This window comes from Cryobacterium glucosi (assembly GCF_004402235.1).
GTDB lineage: Bacteria > Actinomycetota > Actinomycetes > Actinomycetales > Microbacteriaceae > Cryobacterium > Cryobacterium glucosi.
This window is the reverse complement of sequence record NZ_SOFS01000044.1, coordinates 32468-55175: the sequence shown is the minus strand read 5'-3', so window position 1 is coordinate 55175 and position 22708 is coordinate 32468. Positions and strand designations below refer to the sequence as shown.

General features: G+C 63.4%; 20 protein-coding genes and 2 pseudogenes. 15 read left to right on the top strand and 7 right to left on the bottom strand.

The features are described from left to right. Positions 1-167: 167 nt before the first annotated feature. Positions 168-1412 (bottom strand): IS256 family transposase, encoded by a 1245-nt coding sequence (locus E3O46_RS17290; protein ID WP_134562184.1) that lies wholly within the window; start codon positions 1410-1412, stop codon positions 168-170. A gap of 718 nt (positions 1413-2130) precedes the next feature. Between E3O46_RS17290 and E3O46_RS17285 the strand changes: the two genes are divergently transcribed. From E3O46_RS17285 to E3O46_RS17225, 11 genes and pseudogenes are all read left to right on the top strand, one after another. Then, positions 2131-2829, top strand: a complete 699-nt coding sequence (locus tag E3O46_RS17285; RefSeq protein ID WP_134448370.1) for an aspartate/glutamate racemase family protein — start codon at positions 2131-2133, stop codon at positions 2827-2829. 15 nt (positions 2830-2844) lie between these two features. Further along, positions 2845-3431, top strand: a pseudogene (locus tag E3O46_RS17280) (IS256 family transposase); the annotation flags it as partial. A 22-nt stretch (positions 3432-3453) separates the two neighbouring features. Then, the gene (locus E3O46_RS17270) at positions 3454-6378 is read left to right on the top strand and encodes a putative bifunctional diguanylate cyclase/phosphodiesterase (RefSeq protein ID WP_166791099.1); all 2925 of its coding nucleotides are present in this window, start codon (positions 3454-3456) and stop codon (positions 6376-6378) included. Positions 6379-6997: 619 nt separating this feature from the next. Beyond that, positions 6998-7657 (top strand): alpha/beta hydrolase, encoded by a 660-nt coding sequence (locus tag E3O46_RS17260; RefSeq protein ID WP_134562180.1) that lies wholly within the window; start codon positions 6998-7000, stop codon positions 7655-7657. A 132-nt stretch (positions 7658-7789) separates the two neighbouring features. Next, positions 7790-8608 carry a hypothetical protein gene (locus E3O46_RS17255; protein WP_134562179.1) on the top strand — a complete coding sequence of 273 codons (819 nt, stop codon included), beginning with the start codon at positions 7790-7792 and terminating at the stop codon, positions 8606-8608. A gap of 322 nt (positions 8609-8930) precedes the next feature. After that, positions 8931-9626: an alpha/beta fold hydrolase gene (locus tag E3O46_RS17250; protein WP_166791098.1), complete on the top strand. Its 696-nt coding sequence runs from the start codon at positions 8931-8933 to the stop codon at positions 9624-9626. A 274-nt stretch (positions 9627-9900) separates the two neighbouring features. Continuing rightward, entirely contained in the window at positions 9901-10242 is a 342-nt protein-coding gene (locus E3O46_RS17245; protein WP_134562177.1) for a hypothetical protein, read from the top strand. A gap of 122 nt (positions 10243-10364) precedes the next feature. Continuing rightward, positions 10365-10829, top strand: coding sequence for a cupin domain-containing protein (locus E3O46_RS17240; RefSeq protein ID WP_134558294.1), 465 nt, complete (start codon positions 10365-10367; stop codon positions 10827-10829). Positions 10830-10910: 81 nt separating this feature from the next. Next, positions 10911-11192, top strand: coding sequence for a hypothetical protein (locus tag E3O46_RS17235; protein ID WP_134562176.1), 282 nt, complete (start codon positions 10911-10913; stop codon positions 11190-11192). A gap of 45 nt (positions 11193-11237) precedes the next feature. Next, positions 11238-11894, top strand: a complete 657-nt coding sequence (locus E3O46_RS17230; RefSeq protein ID WP_134562175.1) for a GNAT family N-acetyltransferase — start codon at positions 11238-11240, stop codon at positions 11892-11894. Between the two features lie 255 nt (positions 11895-12149). Continuing rightward, on the top strand, positions 12150-12809 hold the full coding sequence (locus E3O46_RS17225; RefSeq protein ID WP_206750903.1) for a hypothetical protein: 660 nt from the start codon (positions 12150-12152) through the stop codon (positions 12807-12809). A 61-nt stretch (positions 12810-12870) separates the two neighbouring features. Here the strand turns inward: E3O46_RS17225 and E3O46_RS17220 are convergent, their stop codons facing one another. Beyond that, on the bottom strand, positions 12871-13221 hold the full coding sequence (locus tag E3O46_RS17220) for a hypothetical protein (protein WP_134562173.1): 351 nt from the start codon (positions 13219-13221) through the stop codon (positions 12871-12873). Positions 13222-13530: 309 nt separating this feature from the next. Continuing rightward, a complete protein-coding gene (locus E3O46_RS17215) occupies positions 13531-14391 on the bottom strand; it encodes a helix-turn-helix transcriptional regulator (RefSeq protein WP_134562172.1) in 861 nt (286 codons plus the stop codon). 101 nt (positions 14392-14492) lie between these two features. Here E3O46_RS17215 and E3O46_RS17210 point away from each other — a divergent pair, with 101 nt between their 5' ends. From E3O46_RS17210 to E3O46_RS17195, 4 genes and pseudogenes are all read left to right on the top strand, one after another. Then, positions 14493-15278 (top strand): SDR family NAD(P)-dependent oxidoreductase, encoded by a 786-nt coding sequence (locus E3O46_RS17210; RefSeq protein WP_134562171.1) that lies wholly within the window; start codon positions 14493-14495, stop codon positions 15276-15278. Between the two features lie 10 nt (positions 15279-15288). Then, a complete protein-coding gene (locus tag E3O46_RS17205) occupies positions 15289-16242 on the top strand; it encodes an SDR family NAD(P)-dependent oxidoreductase (RefSeq protein WP_134562170.1) in 954 nt (317 codons plus the stop codon). Between the two features lie 224 nt (positions 16243-16466). Next, positions 16467-17045 (top strand): annotated as a pseudogene (locus E3O46_RS17200) (ABC transporter ATP-binding protein); the annotation flags it as partial. A gap of 104 nt (positions 17046-17149) precedes the next feature. Next, positions 17150-18583 carry a hypothetical protein gene (locus E3O46_RS17195; protein ID WP_134450118.1) on the top strand — a complete coding sequence of 478 codons (1434 nt, stop codon included), beginning with the start codon at positions 17150-17152 and terminating at the stop codon, positions 18581-18583. A 157-nt stretch (positions 18584-18740) separates the two neighbouring features. On the opposite strand, the gene E3O46_RS17190 is transcribed toward E3O46_RS17195, so the two are convergent. The 4 genes from E3O46_RS17190 to E3O46_RS17175 form a co-directional block, all read right to left on the bottom strand. Then, positions 18741-19073: an SdpI family protein gene (locus tag E3O46_RS17190; RefSeq protein ID WP_134450117.1), complete on the bottom strand. Its 333-nt coding sequence runs from the start codon at positions 19071-19073 to the stop codon at positions 18741-18743. 565 nt (positions 19074-19638) lie between these two features. Next, a complete protein-coding gene (locus E3O46_RS17185) occupies positions 19639-20013 on the bottom strand; it encodes a hypothetical protein (RefSeq protein ID WP_134562168.1) in 375 nt (124 codons plus the stop codon). Between the two features lie 113 nt (positions 20014-20126). Then, positions 20127-20978, bottom strand: a complete 852-nt coding sequence (locus E3O46_RS17180) for a hypothetical protein (RefSeq protein WP_134562167.1) — start codon at positions 20976-20978, stop codon at positions 20127-20129. Between the two features lie 8 nt (positions 20979-20986). Further along, a complete protein-coding gene (locus E3O46_RS17175) occupies positions 20987-22501 on the bottom strand; it encodes a lipase family protein (protein WP_134562166.1) in 1515 nt (504 codons plus the stop codon). Positions 22502-22708 lie beyond the last annotated feature (207 nt).

Sequence of the window (22708 nt, the reverse complement as noted above, 5' to 3'; positions counted from 1 at the left end):
AGCCACCGGTTCGCGAGCTCGCCCAGCCCCGTCGACGCCGCCAACAACATCGCGGGAACGAGGCCGGCGAGCGACACGAGATTCCCATCGTCGAAGGTCGCGGACAGAGGGTCACGTCCCGCTGAGTGGTGGAGTTTCTCAACACCGTGCGGGTCAGTTGTTCTAGCTTAGGCGGCGGCGAGTTCTGGGAGAATCACCGCCTCGTCCATGACCTCGATGGGGTCGTTCATGGTGGCCAGCTCGAGCATGGATGCTTCGGAGAAGTAGCGCCGTTCGCCGGCCTCCCACTCGTCATGCTGCTCAATCAGAACCGACCCGGCCAAGCGCAATAGAGCGGCAGCGTTGGGGAAGATACCGACGACGTCGGTGCGGCGTTTGATCTCCTTATTCACCCGCTCCAGCGGGTTCGTGGACCAGATCTGGCGCCAGTGCCGCCTGGGGAACGCGGCGAACGCGAGCAGATCGGGTTGCGCGTCGACGAGCATCTCGGCGACCTTCGGGTGCGAGCGGCCGAGCATTGTGGTGACCTCGCGGAACTGTTTCTCGATGTGTTCGCGGTCGGGCTGGGCGAAGATGGTGCGGATGATCGACGCGACCATGTCTTGGGATCCTTTAGGGATCACGGCGAGGACGTTGCGCATGAAGTGGACCCGGCATCGCTGCCAGCCAGCGCCCTGGAACACGGTGCCGATGGCCTTCTTCAAGCCGGTGTGGGCGTCAGACATGACCAGCTTGACTCCGTCGAGGCCGCGGGTCTTCAACGACCGCAGGAAGCTGGTCCAGAAGCCCTCGTTCTCGCTGTCGCCCACGTCGAAACCGAGCACTTCGCGGCGGCCGTCAGCGGCAACGCCGACCGCGACGACGATGGCTTGGGACACGATCCGGTGGCCGACCCGGGCCTTGCAATAGGTGGCGTCGAGGAACACGTAGGGAAAGTCCTGCGCGGCCAGGGTGCGGTCGCGGAACTGGGCGACTTCGGCGTCCAGGCCCGCGCAGATCCGGGACACCTCCGACTTAGAGATCCCGGTGTCAGCGCCGAGCGCTTTGACCAGGTCGTCGACTTTGCGGGTCGAGACGCCGTGAACGTAGGCCTCCATCACGACCGCGAACAAGGCCTGATCGACCCGTCGGCGCCTCTCGAGGAGGGCCGGGAAGAAGGACCCGGCCCGCAGCTTGGGGATCTTCAGGTCGAGGTCCCCGGCCGTGTTCGTCAAGGTGCGCGGCCGTGTGCCGTTGCGGTGGGTGGTGCGGTCGCCGGAGCGCTCGAACGGGGCGGCGCCGATGAACGCGGTCGCTTCGGCATCGATCAGTTCTTGATAGAGAGTTTCGGTCGCGACGCGGATTCGGTCGGTGACGTCGGTGAGTTTGAGTTCTCCCAACAGGTCGAGCAGGGCAGACTGGTCTAGAGCCATCGTGTGGTGTCCTTTGTGAGTTGCTTAGTCGGTACTCACTGACCATCCCACGGTGGCTCTTCGCGTTGAAGAAGCAACGCTCACGAGCGGGAAACCACACCACTCACAGGGACGTAACCCGGACAGAGCCGTAGATCTATGGAAAACTTGCATCTACGAGATGCCTTTCTTGTCGTGAAAAATGAACCCTAAGTAAGTTCCATTTTTCCTGACCTGGAAGGCATTCTCGGTTTAACGCGCCGTCAAACCCCGACTCTCACCGGTGGATCGAGGCTTAGTGCCGCTGGTCGCCGCCGGGTCGCCGGCTAGCCCGTTCTGGCGGTGTCCCTCGTGCAATTTGGTGAGCCTGGTGTAGCCGGCGGCCGCGTGACCTGGTGCCGGATAATGGGGGTCTGAATTGGGGCCTGGCACACCGCCCCCGGGACGCGAGCGAATCAACGCCGGACACGGTCGAGGCCCCGGACAGTTGGGCGGCAGTCGAGCAGCCGCGTGCTGTGATCCCGGCCGATCACCTGGTGCTCTACGTGCGCCGGCACATCAGCCGCTAGGCGCGATCGGAACGCATTCCGTACTTTTCGAACATAGGTACTGGGTATCTGCTTAGCTGAAGCTAGCGGCGATGGGGATCTAACCGGGACACGAGCCCTTTGAGGTACCAGGAAGAAGGCCTGCCCTCGGCACCCGAAATTCGACACCTACCGGCGAGTACTCTTGTCGGATGAAGCAGATTGGCCTTGTAGGTGGGCTCGGCTGGGTTTCAACGGCCGAGTACTACGGGCTCTTGAACGTCAGAGCGCGCGACGAATTAGGAGATCACCGCTCCGCACGAGTTCTAATCGACAGCCTGGACGAACAAGAGTTCCTCGACGCGCAGGCCGAAGACCCGTCGGAGGCGCGCTGCGAGGCAATGATTATCGAGTCTGTCGCTCGACTTGCCGAGGCAGGCTCCGAGGTCATCGCCCTGTGCGCTAACGGGCTGCACAGGTTCGTCCCGGCGATCATCCAGCACACGGGTGTCGAGGTCATCGACATCGCCGGCGCCACCGTCGATGCCGTGACGGCGTCAGGACTCAGCAGCGTTGGCCTGCTCGGGGTGAGGAAGACGATGGAGGGAGAGTTTTACCGGAGTCGGTTTGAAGACAAACACATCGAAGTCCTCACTCCTGACGAAGCAACTCGTAGCTACGTTCACGACCGGATTATCGACGAGCTCACCCTCGGCATCTTCACCCAGAGCACACGAGAGTCGTTCCTGGGGGTGTGCCAGGAATTGGTCGACCGCGGTGCGGAGGGCGTAGTTCTCGGATGTACCGAGATCCCCCTCCTATTGGATGTCAACGACGCGGCGAAGTTTCCTCTGTTCTCGACCACTGCAATCCACTGCGAGGCCATATTGAAGGCTGCGCTGACCTCCTGACGGTGGCAGTCCCCCCGCGGCCTCGACGGGGTCAAGCTAGTCATGTCTGACGCTCACACCGGCCTGAAGAAGGCTATCGGCACCGTGTTCCAGGGCGCCGGCTGGCAGCGATGCCGGGTCCACTTCATGCGCAACGTCCTCGCCGTGATCCCTAAAGGATCCCAGGACATGGTCGCGTCGATCATCCGCACCATCTTCGCCCAGCCCGACCGCGAACACATCGAGAAACAGTTCCGGGAGGTCACCACGATGCTCGGCCGCTCGCACCCGAAGGTCGCCGCAATGCTCGTCGACGCGCAACCCGATCTGCTCGCCTTCGCCGCGTTCCCCAGGCGGCACTGGCGCCAGATCTGGTCCACGAACCCGCTGGAGCGGGTGAATAAGGAGATCAAACGCCGCACCGACGTCGTCGGTGTCTTTTCCCCAACGCTGCCGCTCTATTGCGCTTGGCCGGGTCGGTTCTGATCGAGCAGCATGACGAGTGGGAGGCCGGCGAACGGCGCTACTTCTCCGAAGCATCCATGCTCGAGCTGGCCACCATGAACAACCCCATCAAGGTCATCGACGAGGCGGTGATCTTCCCAGAACTCGCCGCCGCCTAAGCTAGACCAACTGACCCGCACCGTGTTGAGAAACTCCACCACTCAGCGGGACGTGACCTGTGGGAGCGTAATGCTTGCTGAAGCACGTGAGACGTCCAGCGCGACGGTGACGTTGGTACTGCGCTTCGTCCGTGAGCGCGGTGGCGTCCAGTTGGTTGCCGACGTACTCGCGGCGGCCGGGATCATCCAATCGGTCGAGGAGTTGGAGCAAATCTCCACCTGGATCGGCTACGACACCCGCATCCGGCTTTTTGAGGCCGTGACGGAAGCCCTCGGCCCGGGGACAATGTTCAGAATCGGCGAATCTGCCGCTGCGGACAGGGTCCATCCGGCCATTGCGCAACTTTTGAGCGCCTTCGCATCACCCCGCGCCGTGTACAACCAGCTCCCAAGGATGGTCCCGAAATTCAGTACGACGTCTACACTCGCGCTCGTCACCATCAGCCCCACGGATGCAACGCTCAGCTTTCATCTCCACGACGGATACGCTCCGTCCCGGCTGGATTGCGAGTATGCGCAGGGCCTGTTCTCTGCCGTGCCACGTATCTTCGGGCTGGAATCAGCGCACACCGTCCAGGACGAGTGCCAGTCGGACGGAAATCTGGCCTGTGTGTACCACCTCACATGGTCCCGGCGACTGCACTGGTGGTCATGGCGCAGTGGTAGGCGCGCAGCCGATCGCGGATTCGCGGCCTTGCGTGAACAGGTCCAGCGGATACAGCTGGCCGAGGCGGATCTCGTCAGCAGCGACGACATCGGCGAGGTGCTCGCCCGGATCGTGGGTCGCGCCGCAGCAGCGGTCCTCGCGCCGTCCTATCTCTTCGTCGTGAAGCCGACTCACGGCGGGGCGCCGCTCGTGCACTTTTCGGGTCTCGCCGATGATCGAGCCGCGGAACTCGCAGGGCGGCTGCTCGAGGGTGCCAGCCTCGGCAGTTCCGCCGTTGTCGTCGACGTGGCGTCGACTCGCCAAGTTCACGGGCGCCTCGCGGCCTTGTACTCGCGGGGGCAGAAGCCCATGGACGCGGACCGGGCGCTCCTCAAGGCTTATGCCAGCCACGCGGCAGCCGCCCTTGACCTCTTCACGGCGCTCGAGGACAGCCGCCGGGAAGAGAGCCGCTCGACGGCGCTGCTCGCGCTGGCTCACGAACTGGCCACCGCCGGCAGCACGACCGGCGTCGCGGACATCATCGCGGCCGCCTTGCCGACTATCGTCGCGTGCGACGCCGCGGCGGTCCTGCTCTGGGACGCCGGACTCGCGACGCTCCAAGCAGTCGCCTGCGACGGCTTTGAGCCGGGCGAGCGTGAGGTGCTGTTCGCCACGCCGATCCCGGCTGCGACGACTCCCGAGCTGATCGGACTTCTCACTAACCACGAACCCGTCCTCGTCAGGGCGGACGAGGCCAGCCCTCTCCTAGTACAGTTACTCGGCGCCATTGGGGCGCCGAATGTTGTCGTGGTCCCGATGCTCGATGGCGATCTCCTATTGGGGATCGCGGCCGCCGTCTGGCATGGACACCTCACGCCAGAGGTACATTGCGCGGCCATGACCCGGATCGTCGGGGTGAGCAGCCAGGGCGCAACGGCCTTACAAAACGCGAGATTGCTCGCGACCGTGCGACACCAGTCCCTGCACGACTCTCTCACCGGGTTACCCAACCGGGTGCTGTTCGCCGAGCGGCTGGACCACGCGCTCGGAGAGAACAGGGCTGGCACCGGCACTGCCGTGATGTTCTGCGACCTCGATAACTTCAAGAAGGTCAACGACGACCTCGGGCACGGCGCCGGGGACGAACTGCTCCGCCAGGTTGCCGCCCGCCTCCGTTCCCAGGTTCGCCCGGGAGACACTATCGGCCGCCTCGGCGGCGACGAATTCGCAGTTCTCTTCACGGACCTGTCCTGCCAGTCGACGGCGCTCGAAATGGCCAGACGCATCGTCGACAACCTCAACTTGCCCTTTCATCTCGCCGGCCGGGACCTGCGTATCTCCACGAGCGTTGGCGTTGCCGTCTACACCGGAGAGGGCGGGCGCGGTGAACGACTCCTCGCCGCGGCCGATACGGCGATGTACGAGGCGAAGAGGACAGGTCGCAACCAGATCGCCGTCTCCGGCGAGACGGCAGCCGATTCGTCAAAGCCGTCGCTTGAAACGGAGCTCTCAGTCGCCATCGACCGCAACGAAATGCGCCTGCACTTCCAGCCGGTCTTCAATATTTCCGGTGCCAATGGCATCAGGGCGGTGGGCGCCGAGGGGCTCATCCGCTGGGCTCATCCGCGCCTTGGGCTATTGGCGCCGGCCGCATTCCTTCCACTCGCGGAAGAAACCGGCATGATCACCAAACTGGACTTGTGGGCGATGGGTGCCGCCTGTGCGGCGCTGGCAGGGTGGTCGCAGCCGGGCGACGAACCGTTGCACGTCGCCGTCAACCTCGCAAGCGCAACGCTGGTCGACCCCCGGCTGTTGCCGACGGTGCGTGCCGCCCTGACCAAGAACCACATCTCGCCCCGACGCCTCATCCTCGAGGTCGTCGAGAGCCGCGCACTGATCGACCTGCCCGGCGTCGTCGAACGACTCACCGAGCTCCGCCAGCTCGGTATCCGGATCTCACTCGATGATTTCGGAACCGGGTTTTCCACGCTCGCGTGGCTCAATTCCCTGCCGGTCGACCAGATCAAGATCGATCGCACCTTCATTATGGATATTCCTTCCCGGTCCTCCGTCGCCCTCGTGCAGGGGATCCTCGCGCTTGCGCAGAAGCTCGAAATCGAAGTCGTGGCCGAGGGCGTGGAAACCGTTGACCAGCTCGACACCCTCCGCGAATCGGGCTGCGCGCTCGTGCAGGGCTACCTGCTCGGCCGCCCCGCTGCGATTTTCGACCCGGCAGCAGTTGAACGAGCCAACAACGGCGACTTGATTTCTGGGGCCACGAACAGCAACTCCGGGGCGTAACGGGGCGCTGCCCGGTTGAACCGGGAGAGGCGTGCACGGGGAGCCGTGGGATCGACGCAACGGTTGCCGCGGCCTGTTAGCGTATCGGGCCACCGGCAACTCAAACAAAGTAATACACCGGCTTGGAATAGGACTTGGCCAACCGCCGGTAGAAGACGCGAACAGGGTGAAGAACACAACCGCCGTGCATAACCCAACGGAACGAGCTCGTCCCGCAGCGTTGCCGCCCAGAGATGCGGGTCCTCGATCAGCCGGGCGGTGACGTAGTCGATGAACGCGTCGAACGGGTCGGGTTCAGCTCGTTGACGCACTCCCGGGGTGCGTTGGCCGGCCAGGTAGGCGCGGATGGTTTTGCGGTCGTGGTCGGTGCGGCGGGCGATCTCACTGATCGTCATTCCCTGCCGTTTGAGCGCGTGGATGTCCACGTCGTCCTCCTCTGAAAGCATAGGAGTAGGGCCTTTCTCGGGCTGGTGCGTGGTCGAAGACCATCAGCATCGAGGAAGGCCCGCTTCTATGAGCAGAAGCGACCCGGAGTGGGGAATTTCAGTGAGCGCCGTCAGAGCACGATGCTCAGGCTGTCACGATCACCTTTGCGCCATTGCGCAACTAGGCTTCTGGCATGTTCATCCTTGAGCCTGCAAAAACGCCAGACGGCATCGTCGTCTTCGGTCCCGGCGCAGGCGGCGAGCCGAGACGATACCGAACGTTGCTCGACAGCTTTGTAGGTGCCGGGTTCGTGGTGATAGCGCCCACAGATCAACGCTTCGATCCGCGCTCAGTGACCACGGAACAGTTGCAGAGCCGTGTCTCGAGTTTGAAGGCTGCGCTATCGGACTATGGTAACGACCACCTTCAGGTGATCGCCGCCGGTCACTCGGTTGGAGGCTGGGCGGCACTGTGCCTCGCCGGCGGGCAGCCGTGGACTCGCGATGGCCAACTGATTGCGGTGCCGACAGAAGAACGCGTATCGCGGTTGGTGTTGTTCGCTCCAACGCTGGGCTGGTTCCAGGCCCCCGGCGCTCTGGCGCGGGTGCACACACCGATCATTGTGCACGCGGGAACCCGTGACACCGTCACTCCGGCTGCGACAGCCGAGCTGCTGGGGGCAGCGCCCGCCATGGTGAACATCCGTGTTCACGAGAACGTCGGGCACTTCGACTTCATGACAGAACTTCCTCCGACCGTTGCGCCAACAGTCGGGCTAGATCACGACGCGTTTCTCCGCGAACTTGCCGGGTACGCCTCCGCCGATCTGGGCGACCTCACGTTACCTTCATAAATCGCCCGCCGAGGATAGGTTGCCGGATATCTCGGCGAGACATTTCAGCACGAGTGCACCAGGGGACGACTTCATCCCGTACGGTCAGCGTGTAGCCCGTGCACGTGCTCAATGGATTCGGTGTTCCCCCACATGTCAAAGTCAACATTTCTTCTACTCATGCTCGCCGTCGGCATGGCCCTGGCGGGCTGTGCGCCCACCGGCTCGGGGCTGTCAACTGAAGCCCCGACCACCACCGCCACGACCGGAGCGTCTCCAACGACCTCCGCGACACCGTCAGCAGTCTCGTCGACCTCCCCGCCGTCGCCGCTGCCGTCACCGTCAACACCAGGAAACAGCACGACTGGCGCTGCGGGATGCATCCCGAACGGCATCGCGATCCCCGCGGGCGCGACGACGGCGATCATCGGGGACGTCGACGGCGACCAACAGCCGGACACCGAGTTCTACACCGAGGTCGGTGCGTTCAGCTACGGCATCCATACCGCATCCGGGGCCACGGTGCTCCTGCCCGATGATCTCGCTGGCCCCGGCGCGCACAGCGGATGGAGCGCCCCGCTGGATGGCCCCGCTATCGTCGCGACGGTACTGGATGACGGGCGCTCGGCGTCGCTGCACGCGTTCATTAACTGCAGCTTCGTCACAACGATGGGCACAGACAGACAGCCCTACCGCTTTTTACTCAACGGCTTCGGAGAGCACGGAACGGGTGTTGCGTGCAACAACCAAAATGGCGGAACCCTCATCGAGGGTGCCCTCGCCCAGAAGCGCGGTGACGGGCTCTACGACATCCAGTGGACCCACATCAATATGTCTGCGGACGGCACGACAGCCACCAACGGGACCACTGAGACCCGGTACGCAGGCCTTGCCGAATCGGATCCCCTGGTAAAGCAGGCCATGGGCAGCTACTGCAACGACGTACCGGAAGTCTCGACTAGCGGCAGGTAACAAAACCCGTGCCCTCATCTCGTAAGCACCTGCCCCCCGCCCGGGAACAGATGATCTCCTACGTCTTGTATCCCTAGGGATACGAGACGCCTCGGTTATGCGACAGTGCCACGTCACAGACCGCCCGCAAGCGGAACCGCGAGCGCTTCAGCACCAGAGGCGAGCCAAAGATCCTCGCCTCCCCAGCCGCGGCCTGGATCGACGCAACAACCTCAACCGTCCAGGAAGAACAAGCCAAATGAACTCCCGCTCGCCTCATTCAACTGGACGTTGCGAGGTGACGTTCGACTCGACTGTCGGTGGGTCTGGTGAGAATGGATTCATGAAGATCGTCCTGGTTCCGCCTTTGCTCTGCTCCCCCCTCGCTTACGCGCCGGTGATCGACACTGTCTGGTCGCACGGTCAGGTCACCTTGGCCGATACCCGCCATGACGACACGATCTCGGCAATGGCTGAACGGATTCTCCTCGAGAACGCCGGAGAATTCGCCCTTCTTGGTACCAGCATGGGAGGGTACGTCGCCTTGGAAGTCGTCCGGCAAGCACCCGACCGAGTCACCGCCCTCGCCCTCGTGAGCACGTCCGCCCGAGCCGACACCACGGAGCAGGTCAAAGCGCGGTCCAGCCAATCCGCACTCGTCGAGGACGGGCATTTCGACGCTCTCGTCAACGCCGCCTTCCCCGGCGTCGTCGCAGCCAACAACGAGTCTGACCAGGCGCTGCTTGCCACATGGCGGGCCATGACAGCGCCAGTTGGCCCAGGCGCTTTCCTGCGCCAACAGCGCGCTGTCGTTCAGCGCGCTGACCTCCGCTCGATGCTGCCGTCGATAACGTGTCCCACAGTGATCATCCATGGGGCCGCTGATCGCCTCATTCCCCTCGACGCCGCCGAAGAGACAGCCGCCGCAATGCCGGCAGCCACATTCACCATCATCGAGGGCGCCGGCCACTTCCTGTTCCATGAACGGCCCGCCGCCGCACGAGACGCCGTAGGCACATGGCTCGAGTCAGCTGAATAGCTGAACCGCAGCCATGTGATGCCGCCAGACAGCGTTCAACGACCGGGCCTGCGTGTGTCCGGGACGCCTCGGCAAAACCTTTTGCACCGCCTGATGCAACTTCGGGGTAATTCTGCGTATCCGGACTTGGCAATTCATCCGGACAAGTCCGTTCAACCGGTTAGGCGAACGCCGTAGGAGGGACGGCAAGCGCGACAGGGCTGGGGAAATTCCACCCAAGTTGAGCGGGCCGATGTTAAGTCCGAAGGGAACAGCGACTGCTACTGTCAGCTTCATGCCAGAGGCCAACCGTGACTATCGGACCGCACCCTTATTGAAGGTGATGCTCACAGCGGCGATCGTGGTCTCGGCGGTTTCGCTGGCTGTAGCCATCATGATTGCCGTCTTCGTCGACGTGCAGAGCGACTACCTCGGCGCACGATCTGAACAAGCCGGGGGCTTCGACCCAAGCGTGTTTCCACCATGGAACGGAGCGCTGTGGCTGATTGGAAATATGTTCCCCGCCCTTATGGCGATCTTGCTTGTGATGCTGATCATTGCGCGCATTGTCGCCGGAACAGGACGTGACCGCCGTGGCAGCACCCTCGACGATAATCTCATCGTGTCCAGCCCGTGACACGACAGGTCACACTGCCCGCAAGCCGGACGGACAGCGCGACAAATCCGCGAGCATGGTCTCAGGAGGCTCGAACCGCGGGAAGCCTTATGATCCGATCCGGGCAAAGCTACGATGAAACCATGACCATCGAAGACACCGGTCCCCGTCCTCAAGCATTCGATCTGGAGACCGAGACCCTCAAGAACCCGAACTACCGCACCGTGGCTTGGAGTGGCACCTACCTGCAGGTCACCCTCATGTCGATCCCGGTCAACGGGGTCATCGGGCTAGAAAAGCACCCTGACACCGACCAGTTCATTCGACTCGACCGCGGCCGTGGCCGCGCCCAGATGGGACCAAGCAAGAACGAACTGACCTTCGACCAAGAGGTAACCGATGGGTGGTGCGTCATCGTTCCGGCTGGCAGCTGGCACAACGTGACGAACATCGGAGATGAGCCCATGCAGGTCTATACCGTCTACGCGCCCCAACACCACAAGCCGGGCAAAGTTCACCAGACCAAGGCGATCGCCGACTCCGACACCGACGATGCACCCGCCGACTGGTCTGTTCAACCAGAACCCGTCGCTGACCAACACGCCTGAACGGAGCCGCCCGACCAGGACCCCCGCCCTCGTCGCGTTGACGGCAGCTACGCCCGCCAGCACCTGCCCCAAGCAGCGTACGTGCGATTGCTGCCGGCGGCGTGCGCGTTGGGGGCAAGGATCGCGCACGGCCGCACCGGCGAACTCTCTCACACCGCCGATGCGATCGCCCACCATGCCGGGTTCGACGGTGACGGCGAACTGGCTATCATCACGGGCGCCGAACTCGCGATGATGACCAATACCGCCCCCTTCGGACACGCCCCGCTCGGCCTCGCGGTATGCAACCGGGTGGCCCGGACGACAACGTCCGAATCTGTAATCTGGGTGAAGGACAGCGGCCGCGCCGATGCTGTTCGGTAGGGGAACGTTCAACGGTGCAGAGGCTGGCGCACATAGGTTGGTCACATGTCCAAATCAACTGATGAGCTGTGGCCGCCCTTTGGACTGAAAATCACGTGCGGTCCGGTAACTCTGTCTCCGGTCCGCGACGCGGATTTTCCCGAGCTCGATGCGCTCGCCCAGGCAGGCATCCACGCGCCGACTGAGATGCCCTTCTTCTTCCCCTGGACGCTGGGATCCACGGGCGCGGTGCGGCTGAGGCTCCTGCAGTACCACTGGGCACAGCGAGCCGAAATGTCGTCAGCGTCCTGGACGTTGGAGACCGCGGTTCGCTTCAATGGTGAAATCGTCGGTTGCCAGAGCATCTCGACTAAGGACTACCTCGTCACGAGAACAGGGGAAACGGGCTCGTGGCTCGGAATGAAGCACCACGGTCAAGGAATCGGGACGATGATGCGTCAAGCACTCTGCGCTTTCATGTTCGATCACCTGGACGCCGTGGAGGTCACCTCAGCAGCATTCGTGGACAACCCCTCGTCGCTCGCGGTGTCGAGAAAAGTCGGATACCAGGAAAACGGAGTCGGTCGGCTCAAGAGGCGCGACGGCGAAATGGCCCTGAACCAAAAACTGGTTCTGACTGCCGAGACCTTGAACCGACCCGAGCACCAACTAGAAGTCGAGGGCGTACAAAACCTGCGGGAGTTCCTCGGGTTGGCTCCGTAAACGGAACCCTCACCGGTCCGAATCGCAGCCGGACGACCGCACGTTCGCCACGACCGGTCCGTTGCGTCCCACGCGACGTCAGACGTCAGATGTCAGATGTCAGATGTCAGATGTCAGATGTCAGATGTCAGATGTCAGATGTCAGACCCGAACACGGGGCGCACCCGCTTCTCTTTGGGCAGGTGACGCCGAAAGGACAATAAGGTGGGCGGATGAACCGTAATGGCGTGGGCTGGGCGTCGTGAGCAGGATGCCGTGAGTCCGAGGGGCAGCGCGACACTGAGTCTGAGTGTCGGTTTCGTCGTATCCGTTTTTGTGGGGAGCGGCTTCCTGCTGTCGCTCGTGCGTGATGAGCTGCACTTCCAGTGTAGTTTCCTGCGGATGGGCAGCGATGATCCCGGCTCGTTCTATTGCGCGGACGGTATTAGTTACATCGGCGTTGGGGTGGGTACGTTCGGTGTCTACGGCGTGATTCTGCTGGTCGCTCTCGGTATTGCCTCGGCCGGCCGGACAACTCCGGGGATGCTGCAGTCGCGGCTCATGGCAGGCATCTCGATTCTTCCCATTGCCATGTTCAGCTGGTCGACCTGGTACGCGACAAGCGCCCGTTCAAGTGATCAGGCACCCGGTGTCAACTACTGGGTCCAGCCCCTTCTCCCCGTGACAGTAGTTCTTGTCACCGCCGTGATCGTCATCCTCGCGGCCGTGCTTATTTCTCGGCCTGGGGTGCGCACGGCCGGATTCCGAGTGGCGATGGCCTTGTTCCTCGCGGCCGTTTTCATTCAACCTGGCAGTCTCTCGGCCGTCGCTGTCGCCCTTGGAATACTGGCTGCGGCAATGTTTCTTGAGCGTCGGGCACCAAAGAAGATCGAAAGCCCCCGGTCACGTCCGTCGGGAAGAACCTTTAGGACATAATCCCCGGCATCCGACAAGCCAGGCGTTTGGGAACCTTTACGGGGCGATTAGGACCGCTGGGTCAGCTCCTTGCCGCCCGATCTGTCGAGCCGATGCCGATTGCGGCAATTATGCCCGCTGGTAGCGCCAGCAGAAGCCCGACGAATGCGGTGAAGGTGCTGCTCTGCGCGAGCCCCAACGCGATGCCGCCGATGCCCACTCCGACTGCTGAGCCCAAGCCGCCCGCGAGTATTCTGGCCGCGCTCTCGTGGACTAATCTCCGGGCAACCAAGGCGACTGAAAGAGCCCCTCCGAGCACAGACAAGGCTGCAACCACCAGGCCAACCACGCCGAACTGCGTGGCACCGTTCAAGACTGCGCCCGGCGTCAGATATGCCCGCCAGTCGGGGTTGCCGAAGACCGAAAATCCCACGAAGACGATTGCACCTAAGAGGAAACCGCTCGGTAGTGCTGCGATCAGAACGGAATTTGAGCGACACGAATTTGGGCACAGTCGCAGAGTCAGGACCGGCCCCACTCCTCGTTTCACAAAGGAACACTGGACGGGACGACTTATCGCATAGTTCGTCATGACGACGCCTCGGGTGGCGCTCCTCGTTGACGACGAACCCGTGAGCTTTGAAGAACGGGCGGGGCGTGACACTGCCGTGAACGTGCACTCCGGTCGTGAAGGCGTCTTTTCCTCCACATGGGTTGGCAGGCCTCGGCAAGCGCGAAGACGCTATCGGGCAGGGGTGACGTGCGAGTGGTGCTGCCAGCCATCGAGGACCGGGAGCATGCCCGCGGTCGGCGATCCGGGTTCCGCGGTGTAGACGATGAGGTGCTGGTCGGGGTCGCGGGGCGGCGAGACGATCTCGATGTCGAAGCTCAGGTCGCCGACGAGGGGGTGGCGGATGATCTTGGCGACGGATGCGTAGTCGCGCACCCCGTGGTCGTCCCACCAGCGAGCGACGTCGGCATCCGCCCCGCGAAGCTCGTCGATCAGGGCAGTCAGGCGCCGATCGTGCGGGTGCCGGGCCGCATCACGGCGCAGCGACGCAACGAGCGTCGAGGCGAACTGGGACCAGTTGAGGATGCGCTCGCGCGCGAGCGGGTCCAGGAACAGGAACCGCGGAAAGGACGAGCCCGGGGCTAGCTCGCGCATGACCGCGCCGAAAAGTGCGTTACTCGCGAGTACCTCGGCGCGGTGCCCCAGAAGCAACACGGGCAGGTGGTCGAGTGCGGTCATGAGCCGCAACATCCCGGGGTCGGCACGCTGACTCGGGGCGGTGCCTCGACCTCTGGCAGACGGGTCGATCAAGTCGGGGTCTGCGAGGTCGAGTAGGTGGGCGCGTTCGGTTTCGTTGAGGCGCAGTGCCCGCGCGAGCGAGTCGAGCACGGAGCGCGAAATGTTGGACTGCCGCCCCTGCTCAAGTCTGCTGTAGTAGTCGGGACTTACGCCGGTGACGACCGCCAGCTCTTCCTTGCGCAGGCCGGGCACCCGGCGAGCTCCGGGGAAGGCTTCGATGCCGGCCTGGGCCGGGGTCAGGCGGTCGCGGCGGGAGCGGAGAAACTCCCCGAGGGCGACGCGATCGGTGGGCATGCGTCCACTATATGAGCGTGGCGGGGTGCTCGACTGGTCTTGTCATGCCCAGGTTGGGTGCGGTCTGGCTGTGGACGCTCGCCGCGTCTAGAACTGTGTCTATGACTTCCACACCAGCACAGCAGATCCGCACCCGACTTAAGGGACGCATCGCCCTCGTGACCGGCGCCACGAGCGGCATTGGTGAGGCGATCGCGAACGCCCTGGCCGCGGAGGGCGCCCACGTCGTGGTCGGCGGCCGCGACCGGCCCCGTGGCGACGCGATCGTCGCCGCCATCCGGTCCTCCGGAGGCCGGGCCGACTTCATCGCCGTCGATCTCGGCGGTTCCTCCGACGACATCCGCGAGTTCGCGACTGACGTCACGCGGGCACTTGGAGGCCGCATCGACATCCTGATCAACAACGCCGGAATCTACCCGGCAACCGCCACGGCGGACCTCGACGACACCGACCTTGAGGCCATGCTCGCGGTGAACATCCGCGCCCCACACGTGCTCGTCGGCCAGATCGCCCCTGCGATGGCCGGGCGCGGCAGCGGATGCATCGTGAACGTCGGGTCCTGGATGGCCAGGGTCGGCAATCCGTTCGCCGCCATGTACTCCGCCACGAAGGCGGCCGAGGAACAGCTGACGAGGTCGTGGGCCGCCGAGTTCGGACTGAGAGGCGTGCGCGTGAACACCGTCGCGCCGGGGGTGACTCTCACCCCCGGTAACGAGGCGGCCCGCCCGATCCTCGACTCGATGACCGCCGGCACTCCGGCCGGCATGGTGATTCGCCCCTCCGACGTCGCCAGCGGGGTGCTGTTCCTCGTCTCCGATGACGCCAGGATGATCCACGGCGTCATCCTCGATGTCGACGGTGGGATCTCCGTCACCCGACCGGCGTGAGGATACGGGGATGACACTCATTACGACGCCATTCGGTGCGACCAGCACGGCCGCCGAGGTCGCGGCCGGAATCGACCTGACCGGACGGTCAGCGATCGTGACCGGCGCGACATCCGGGATCGGCATCGAAACCGCCCGCGCGCTCGCGGCGACGGGGGCGAGCATCACCCTCGCGGTGCGCGACGTCGATGCCGGCCACGCGGTCGCCAAGGACATCGCCGCTACCACCGGCAACTCGGCCGTGTCTGTCGCCCGGCTCGACCTTACCGACGTCGACTCGGTCGACGCCTTCGTCTCGGACTGGAGCGGGCCGCTGCATATCCTGGTCAACAATGCCGGGGTGATGAACTCCCCGAAGGCGTTTACTCCGCAGGGCTGGGAGCTGCAGTTCGCGACGAATCACCTCGGCCACTTCGCGCTGGCCGCCGGACTGCATGACGCACTCGCCGCCGACGGCGCAGCCCGCATCGTCGTGGTGAGCTCGAGCGGTCATGGAAGTTCACCCGTGGTTTTCGACGACCTCTTCTTCGCACGTCGCCCCTACGACGGTGACCGCGCCTATGGGCAGTCGAAGACAGCCAACGTGTTGTTCGCAGTCGAGGCCACCCGGCTCTGGGCCGCGGACGGCATCACCGCCAACGCGCTGATGCCGGGCGGTATCTGGACCAACCTGCAGCGGCACTGGGACCCGGCGGCACTCGCCGCCACGAAGGCGCATGCCGCCGCGGCCGGTCTGGCGGTCAAGTCTCCTGAGCAGGGCGCCGCGACCTCGGTGCTGCTCGCCACTTGGCCGGCCCTCGCGGGGGTCGGCGGCCGATACTTCGAGGACTGCCATGAGGCCGAGGTCGTCGGAGCCATTGTTGATGGCGTGCACGGGGTGCGTGACTATGCCCTGGACCCGGTCGTCGCCGAACGCCTGTGGGATGTCTCGGTCGAACTGCTGCGGGTCGCACGCGCCGGGTGACGGCCGGCATCCCAACGTTCTCCCAACTTCGCGCCGATGGCCCAAGGTCGACAGGTACCACCAGCAGCCTCTCGTTAGAGGGACCCCTTACGAGACAGAATGACGATTCTTGCCCGCCCAGCCTGAGGCGGGTCGGTCATCGAGATTGGAAGTGCGAGAGGATGGGGCTTGTGTCCTGTCTCGAAGCCCGCGATGTCTCCGCTTCGATCGATTCAGAGGTGCTGTTGGCGCCCGTATCCCTCATTGTGAGTTGCGGTGAAGCCTTGGCTGTGCAGGGGCGGAACGGTTCCGGTAAGACGACCCTTCTTCGAATCCTCAGTGGCCAGCTTCGTCCGACTGGAGGTCGGGCCTTCATTGACGGTGAGCCGGTCGATGAACGCCATCGCGCTATGCGGCGAACCATCTCTGCCCGTATCGGCCTGCCGGCCTTTGCCCGGGAGCTGACCGCTCACGAGCATTTGCGTTTCATCGCGACAACGTGGGGACGACCCGGATCCGCTGCCACTGATGCGGCTGACACCACCATGGCGGCTCTCGGGATCAGTGACCTCCAGAACCGGTTTGTGAACGAGCTCTCGTCGGGACAGACGCAGTTGTTGTCCTTGGCCACGGCTCTCGTGCGTCCTTTCGACGTGTTGATCCTCGACGAACCGGAGCAGCGCCTGGATGCCACACGACGAGCATTGGTGGCATCGGTTGTTCGCACCGAGATCGATCGTGGGGCCACGGTCGTGATCGCGAGCCACAGCACAGACATGATCGAGGCCATCGCGGACCGGTCCGTGTCACTCGCAGAGTCGTGAGCACCTCCACTGACCGTCAGATCCTGGCGCAGTCTCGATCCGTAACCGCATCAAGAGCCGGCCTGCCAACGGCGAGCGACGCCGTCTACACGGTCTACGTCGCGGTGCTCATCGTCGCAATCGTCGCGGTGCCAGTCGTGCGATCACTAGTCCTCGGCTTGGCGAGTCCAGAAATCCTTGCCACGATCGTCGCCCCGGATAGCTCCCGGGGTGTGGGCGCAATCGCTGCAGTACTGGCAGCCTGCGCGGTCCTGATCGGGCGAACGCGCGGTCCGGTCGTACCGAGTCCGTTCCTCACTGAATTCCTCGCGGGTAGTTACCTCGCCCGCAGCGATACCCTGCGCCGTCCGTTCTTGATCAGCGTCACCGTGCTGGCCTTGGCGGCGGTCACGGTATCTGGAATTGTTATCGGGGCGCGGCTCCTTGGCGGGCCGACAGCGGCCATTCCGGCCGCGCTCATGGTGCTGGGCTCGATCGCGTACTCGGGCGTGCTGGCCGTGCTGTGGCTTGTCGGGCAGAGCTGTCCCCGCCGCATTACGATCCCATTGGCCATTGTCATCCTGGGCAGTGCGGTTGCAGTGGAAACCGGCGTCGACATCGTCCTGCTCGCGACCCCCTGGGGATGGCTTGCCCTGTTGTGGGAATCCCTCGGTCCGGCCGCGCCAGTCCCGTGGTGGCCAGTCATCGCCCTCGCCCTGTCACCATTGGTCTTTCTGGCCGCTCCTGCACTGCTGAATAACCTCCGCAGCCCTGAAATCATGGCGCAAGCCCGCCGCTGGCAGTCAATCGGCACTCTGGTGCAGACCGGCGATATTGCCGGAGCGTCAGGCGCCCTCCGCACCCCACCGACACGAGGGAGGCACTGCCGGATCTCCTTCACCGGGCCACTGCCGATCGCGATTCTGCAGCGCGACCTCGGATCCGCACGGCGGTTCCCAGCGCGGACTACACTCGGCTCTCTGGCTCTCGTCGGAGCAGGGTGGTTGAACGCCCAAACTGCTTCAGCCACTGACGGAATCGACTGGGTCATGGCCCTGGCCGGGGTACTCCTCGCCTACCTCGCCGCCGGCGTGTGGTGCGACGGGCTGCGAAACGCCAACGAGAACGTCGGCCCGTCGTCGCTGTATGGACGGAGCGCCCTGACCATGATCGGCTCCCATGCGCTGCTCCCCGGTCTCGCCTGCCTCCTTCTCGGATCCATAGGTGCCATTGCTGCCGTGCCGGGCGGGGCACCAATCGGTGTCCTGCCGTGGTGGATGCTGGTGTCGGTCTTCATCGCTCTGGTGCGGATTCTGGACTGTGCCAAAGGACCGATGCCCATCGGTCTGCTCCTTCCCGTCGTCACGCCAGCTGGCGACGTTTCCATTCTGAACGTGATCGCGTGGCAAGCCGACGCCCTCATCATCGTGCTCACCACGGCGGGAGGACTGAGCGTGCTTGCCTCAACCGCCGGACCAGAAGCGGCCATATGGCTCACCGCAGGCATCGGAATCGTGGCCGCCCTCGCCGGACGACGCATTCGAGCCCTCGGCAATTGACCAGCTGTCGAGGACCAGCCGCCGACCCACGATTCTCCCGGATGCACAGAAGCCAAACGACTGGGCCCGAGCGCCATCCGTGCCCGTAGCCGGAACCCCTTGCGCACGGGCGAACCCCGCCCGGTAGCTTGATCTGGCAGGCTGCCCAAAGCTAGATTCAGCTCGTTGCGGCTCCCGCCCCGCGCCAGGCGGCCACGACGGACCACCCGAGGAATAGAAACAAGAACACGATGGGAGCAGTCGTGGCCTCCGGTATGAACTGGGCTGTCCCTGCAGCGATCGCGACCAGAACGAAGCCAATCCATGACGGCACCCGAGCGGCCCTATGGCCTGCTACCCACGCAGCATCACTGGCCATCGTGGGCGGAATCCTGAGCCCAACGAAACCATTGCGGCGAATCTTTCCCGACGCGGCAAGCTGCGTCACGACGACGACGAGGAGCATTGCGGCAGCAATGATGTAGGCGGCGAAATTCGTTTCGTAAGTCATGCTTCAGGGTATCGACACCGCACAACATCAGCCGGTGTCGCGTAGCTGGGAATCGACTTCGCACGCAAATACCGGCTGCTTGACGGCGATGAGTCCCAGTCCGTTTTCGACAGGCCCGCGAAAGGACCGCTCAAGTCGGCCCAGCAAGTCTCGCGTCACGATGCCGCTCGAGCGCGACACTGGCGTCCGGGCCCCGGCCCGGGCCTCCGAGAGGTCACGCCGTCAGAGGTGTACATGGCCGCAAGCCGAACCTCCTACGGGACGGGATTTTGAGTGCTTGCCAGCGGGGTCAGGGCCACTCTGGCTAGAATGTGGTGGACGCATACGTGTTCCGGGGGATGCGCCTATCGGGGTGCCTCGTCAGGTTCGATTTCCTGAATCCTCCACCAAGAGCCACTCTTCGCTGCGAAACAGAACGGCTGTATCACCGCCCTGGCAGAGGAACCCCTTGCGGACGCTTCCGCGGCGGTGTGATTCGAATCTCGTCCTTCCCACCGCGGCGGTACTTCTTCTCTACCCCGACGCGGGATCTCAACTTGCTTTTTCAGACCGCGAATCGAACGGACTACCGCAGCGAGTTCAGTTGAGTTTCGTACTTCGTTGTTTCGCCCTCAGTCCATACGACGACGACATAGGTGAGGTAGGGCTTCGTCTTGTCCCATTGCATAAAGTAAGAGGGCAGTCCCGAAGCGGTCTCGGAGCGATGATCGTCCCTGGGCTGTGTCCAGCCATTCGCTGCCAGTGCATGCGAGTAGAAGGCGATGACCTCGCGTTGCGTGTGCGTTGTTGTCCCGGATATTCCGGTGACGGCTACGTCGCCTCCATCGAGCCCGAATTGAACCCGTCCGGGAACATTATTGGTGCGGACATCGGTGCTGCCCGGGTAGGTCAACGCGGCTTCGGGTTGTTTGGCCAGACTGTCGATGGATTGCCCGGGCACGCAGCCAGTCAACAAGAGCAAACACATGCTGGCTGCGGTCACCACACTCAGAAACCGAGACGTTCTTCCCACCGTTCTCCCTGCCTGCCGCGTCGAGTTGGTCAATTGGGATACTAGGGCACGGTCGGGTCAGGCGCGTTGCTGTCCGAGTTCGAGGGCGCGTTGTCTGGTTGCATCGTCATGTAACGCCACTGGCCCCCGGTGTAGATGAGGCGGAGGTGGGCTGTGACCTCGCCAGCAACACCGTTCTTGACGTAGTCGAAGGTTATCGGGGTGAGCGCGAAGTCCGCCCCGGCACTAGTTGTGACGTACGTCGTGGCACCCGTGGGAGTCAAACCCGTGACGCTACCGCCGCCGGTAGCACCGATGGCGGCGACGAACTGTTCCCGGGTGAGCCCATTTCGAAGACTCGGGTCTCCCAGATCGTAGAGCGCACCCAGGTCTGTTGTCTTAAGCGCTGTAATGACCGCGGTCAAGGTGGGGCCGGCGTTGTGCGGGGCGGGCGCAGCTTTCAGGGTGAAGTGCTTGCCGTTGATCCACACTTCCACGCTCGCGGTGCGCGCGGTCGGGTCGTCATGACCGATGACTTTGATCGTTGCTGTACCCGATGCCCCGCTCGGGACGGGTTGGGCGATGTCGCTGGTCAGCACAGCCGAGGCATACTGGGTGCCGGCACCATCGAAGCGGAACTGTTCGTCGTGGGCGCTGTGTGGGTCCAGGGTCGCCGTATTCGCGGGGACGACGAGTCCCACGCCCGGTGCGCTGAAGTAGAACTGGCCCACTCCAACAGCCGCGGAGTCCAGATCGATGCGCAGATACGCGCCGCTGGCTTGGTCACGGAAGCCGACGCTGGGATCGCTGAAGTTCACGGCCGCTTCCGCGTGGCCGGGAAGGTTGGCGACGACCAGTGCTGCCAGGCCGATGACGGCGAGGCCAGCCAAGCCGAAACGAGTGCGTTTTCTCATGATGGTCCTCACGGTTTGCAGTTGTAGGGGGTGCCGTTGGCACGGCCGTTGAGCAGAAGCACCAACTCGTCATCCGCACTGATCGACGCATTGGTCTGGCAGTCCTTGACAAGGGTCTGGCCCATGGCAAATCTGACGTTCAGGTGCTGCTCGGGGGCATTGAACATGGCCTGACCCAAGGCGATGGCTTCACTGGGCGGAAACACGGGATCCCAGGTGTAGCGGTGCAGTTGAACGAATTCCCAGTTCTGTGCGCCGCGAGGTCCATTGAGAAATTTCTGACCGCCCTCAGCTGACGTGTCGGTTGGTTCGTCCGTGCCGCGGAGCACAACATCGTCGCCCAGTGAGGTGTTGTCGCCGTAATTGAAGCAACCGTAGAGACCAAATACCGGGCATATAGGAACGACGATTCGAAGGTCACCGTAAGTGTTGAAGAAAGGGAGAGGAGGTAAATGAGAGGAATGAGAATTGACCCATCGAAACCATGCGCTGCCGTCCTGCAATTCCTGGCTGGCTGGACGGTTCAGTGGCAGGTGAATCAAATCGCTGATACCCACGATGCCCGAGCTCAGAGGCGGGACTGGGAAAAAACCGCAGAACGAGCAAGCAGTGACCTGCCCGATGTTCGCCAGGTAGGACCCCTGTTGAACACCGTGGATGAAGGACACGCTGTCGATCATCGTGTCCGCGACACGGTCGTTGACGGTTTGAGAGTAGGCCAGCATTCCGCGGATGATGCTGCCACCCATGCTGTATCCGACGAGAATCACGGGCTGGTTGCCACTGTCGTGATATTCCTGCTGGATTTGTTCATCCAGTTTGATCGTATTGATCCCAATGTCACTGGAACCATCACAATTGGGGTTCCCCGTTGCATCGCTGATGGATATTGGCATGCCCTGCGCACTCGCCGCCTTCGTGAGAACGTCAGTGGGCAGCCCTTCACGACAATCGGGTATCCCACGGGCCGGATCTGCTGGCGCAAGGTCCTCGTAGTAAACAAAGCCGACGTACTTAGTGTTTGTAACGCGGTCGAAGATCGACTTGAAATCCGTCGTTTTTTTCCCTGTGGACTCTTCGTTGATGCCATGCACGTAGATCAGGGTGTGTTGTGCGGTGTTCCCTTTCAGTGGGCCTTTGCGTGCGGTCAGTTGTGCGTACTGCAGGGGGCCTTCAAGCGAGAAGTAGGCGGTGGCTCCTGGCTGAAGAGCGGGGGTGAAATCAGCCTCGGCCGAGTCGGGCAGGGTCGGACTGGTCACCAGCGAGGTACCGGGACCTTCATAACCAGTGGGTCCGTAGCTGCAGCCGGCATAAGCGCAGAGTCCGTCGCTATCGAATCCCGCCAGGCCAGAGCCTGGTCCAGTGACCGTTACAGCGGCCACTGGCACGGTTGAGTTGTTCACGATGCCAACCAGCGTGTCATCCGCGCCGTCGTATGTCCCGACAGAGGTATCTGCGGCGACCGAGACGGAACCATCCTGGTTGACCTGCAACTCAATCCCGCAACTCGATGCATAGTTCACGGCTGGGCACTCAGCGAACGGTGGGCCTCCGACCGCATGCGCGGCCGTCGTAGGCACCATCATCGCGGCAACGATCAGAGCCGTCGCGGACATGTAGGCAGGCAAAGACCAACGCATATTTCCCCCAGAAAGACGATGGTGCGGACGTGATCTTCAGACAGTGCTACCGCAGGCGAGAGCGACCATTCCGGTGGAATTCCGGTCCCC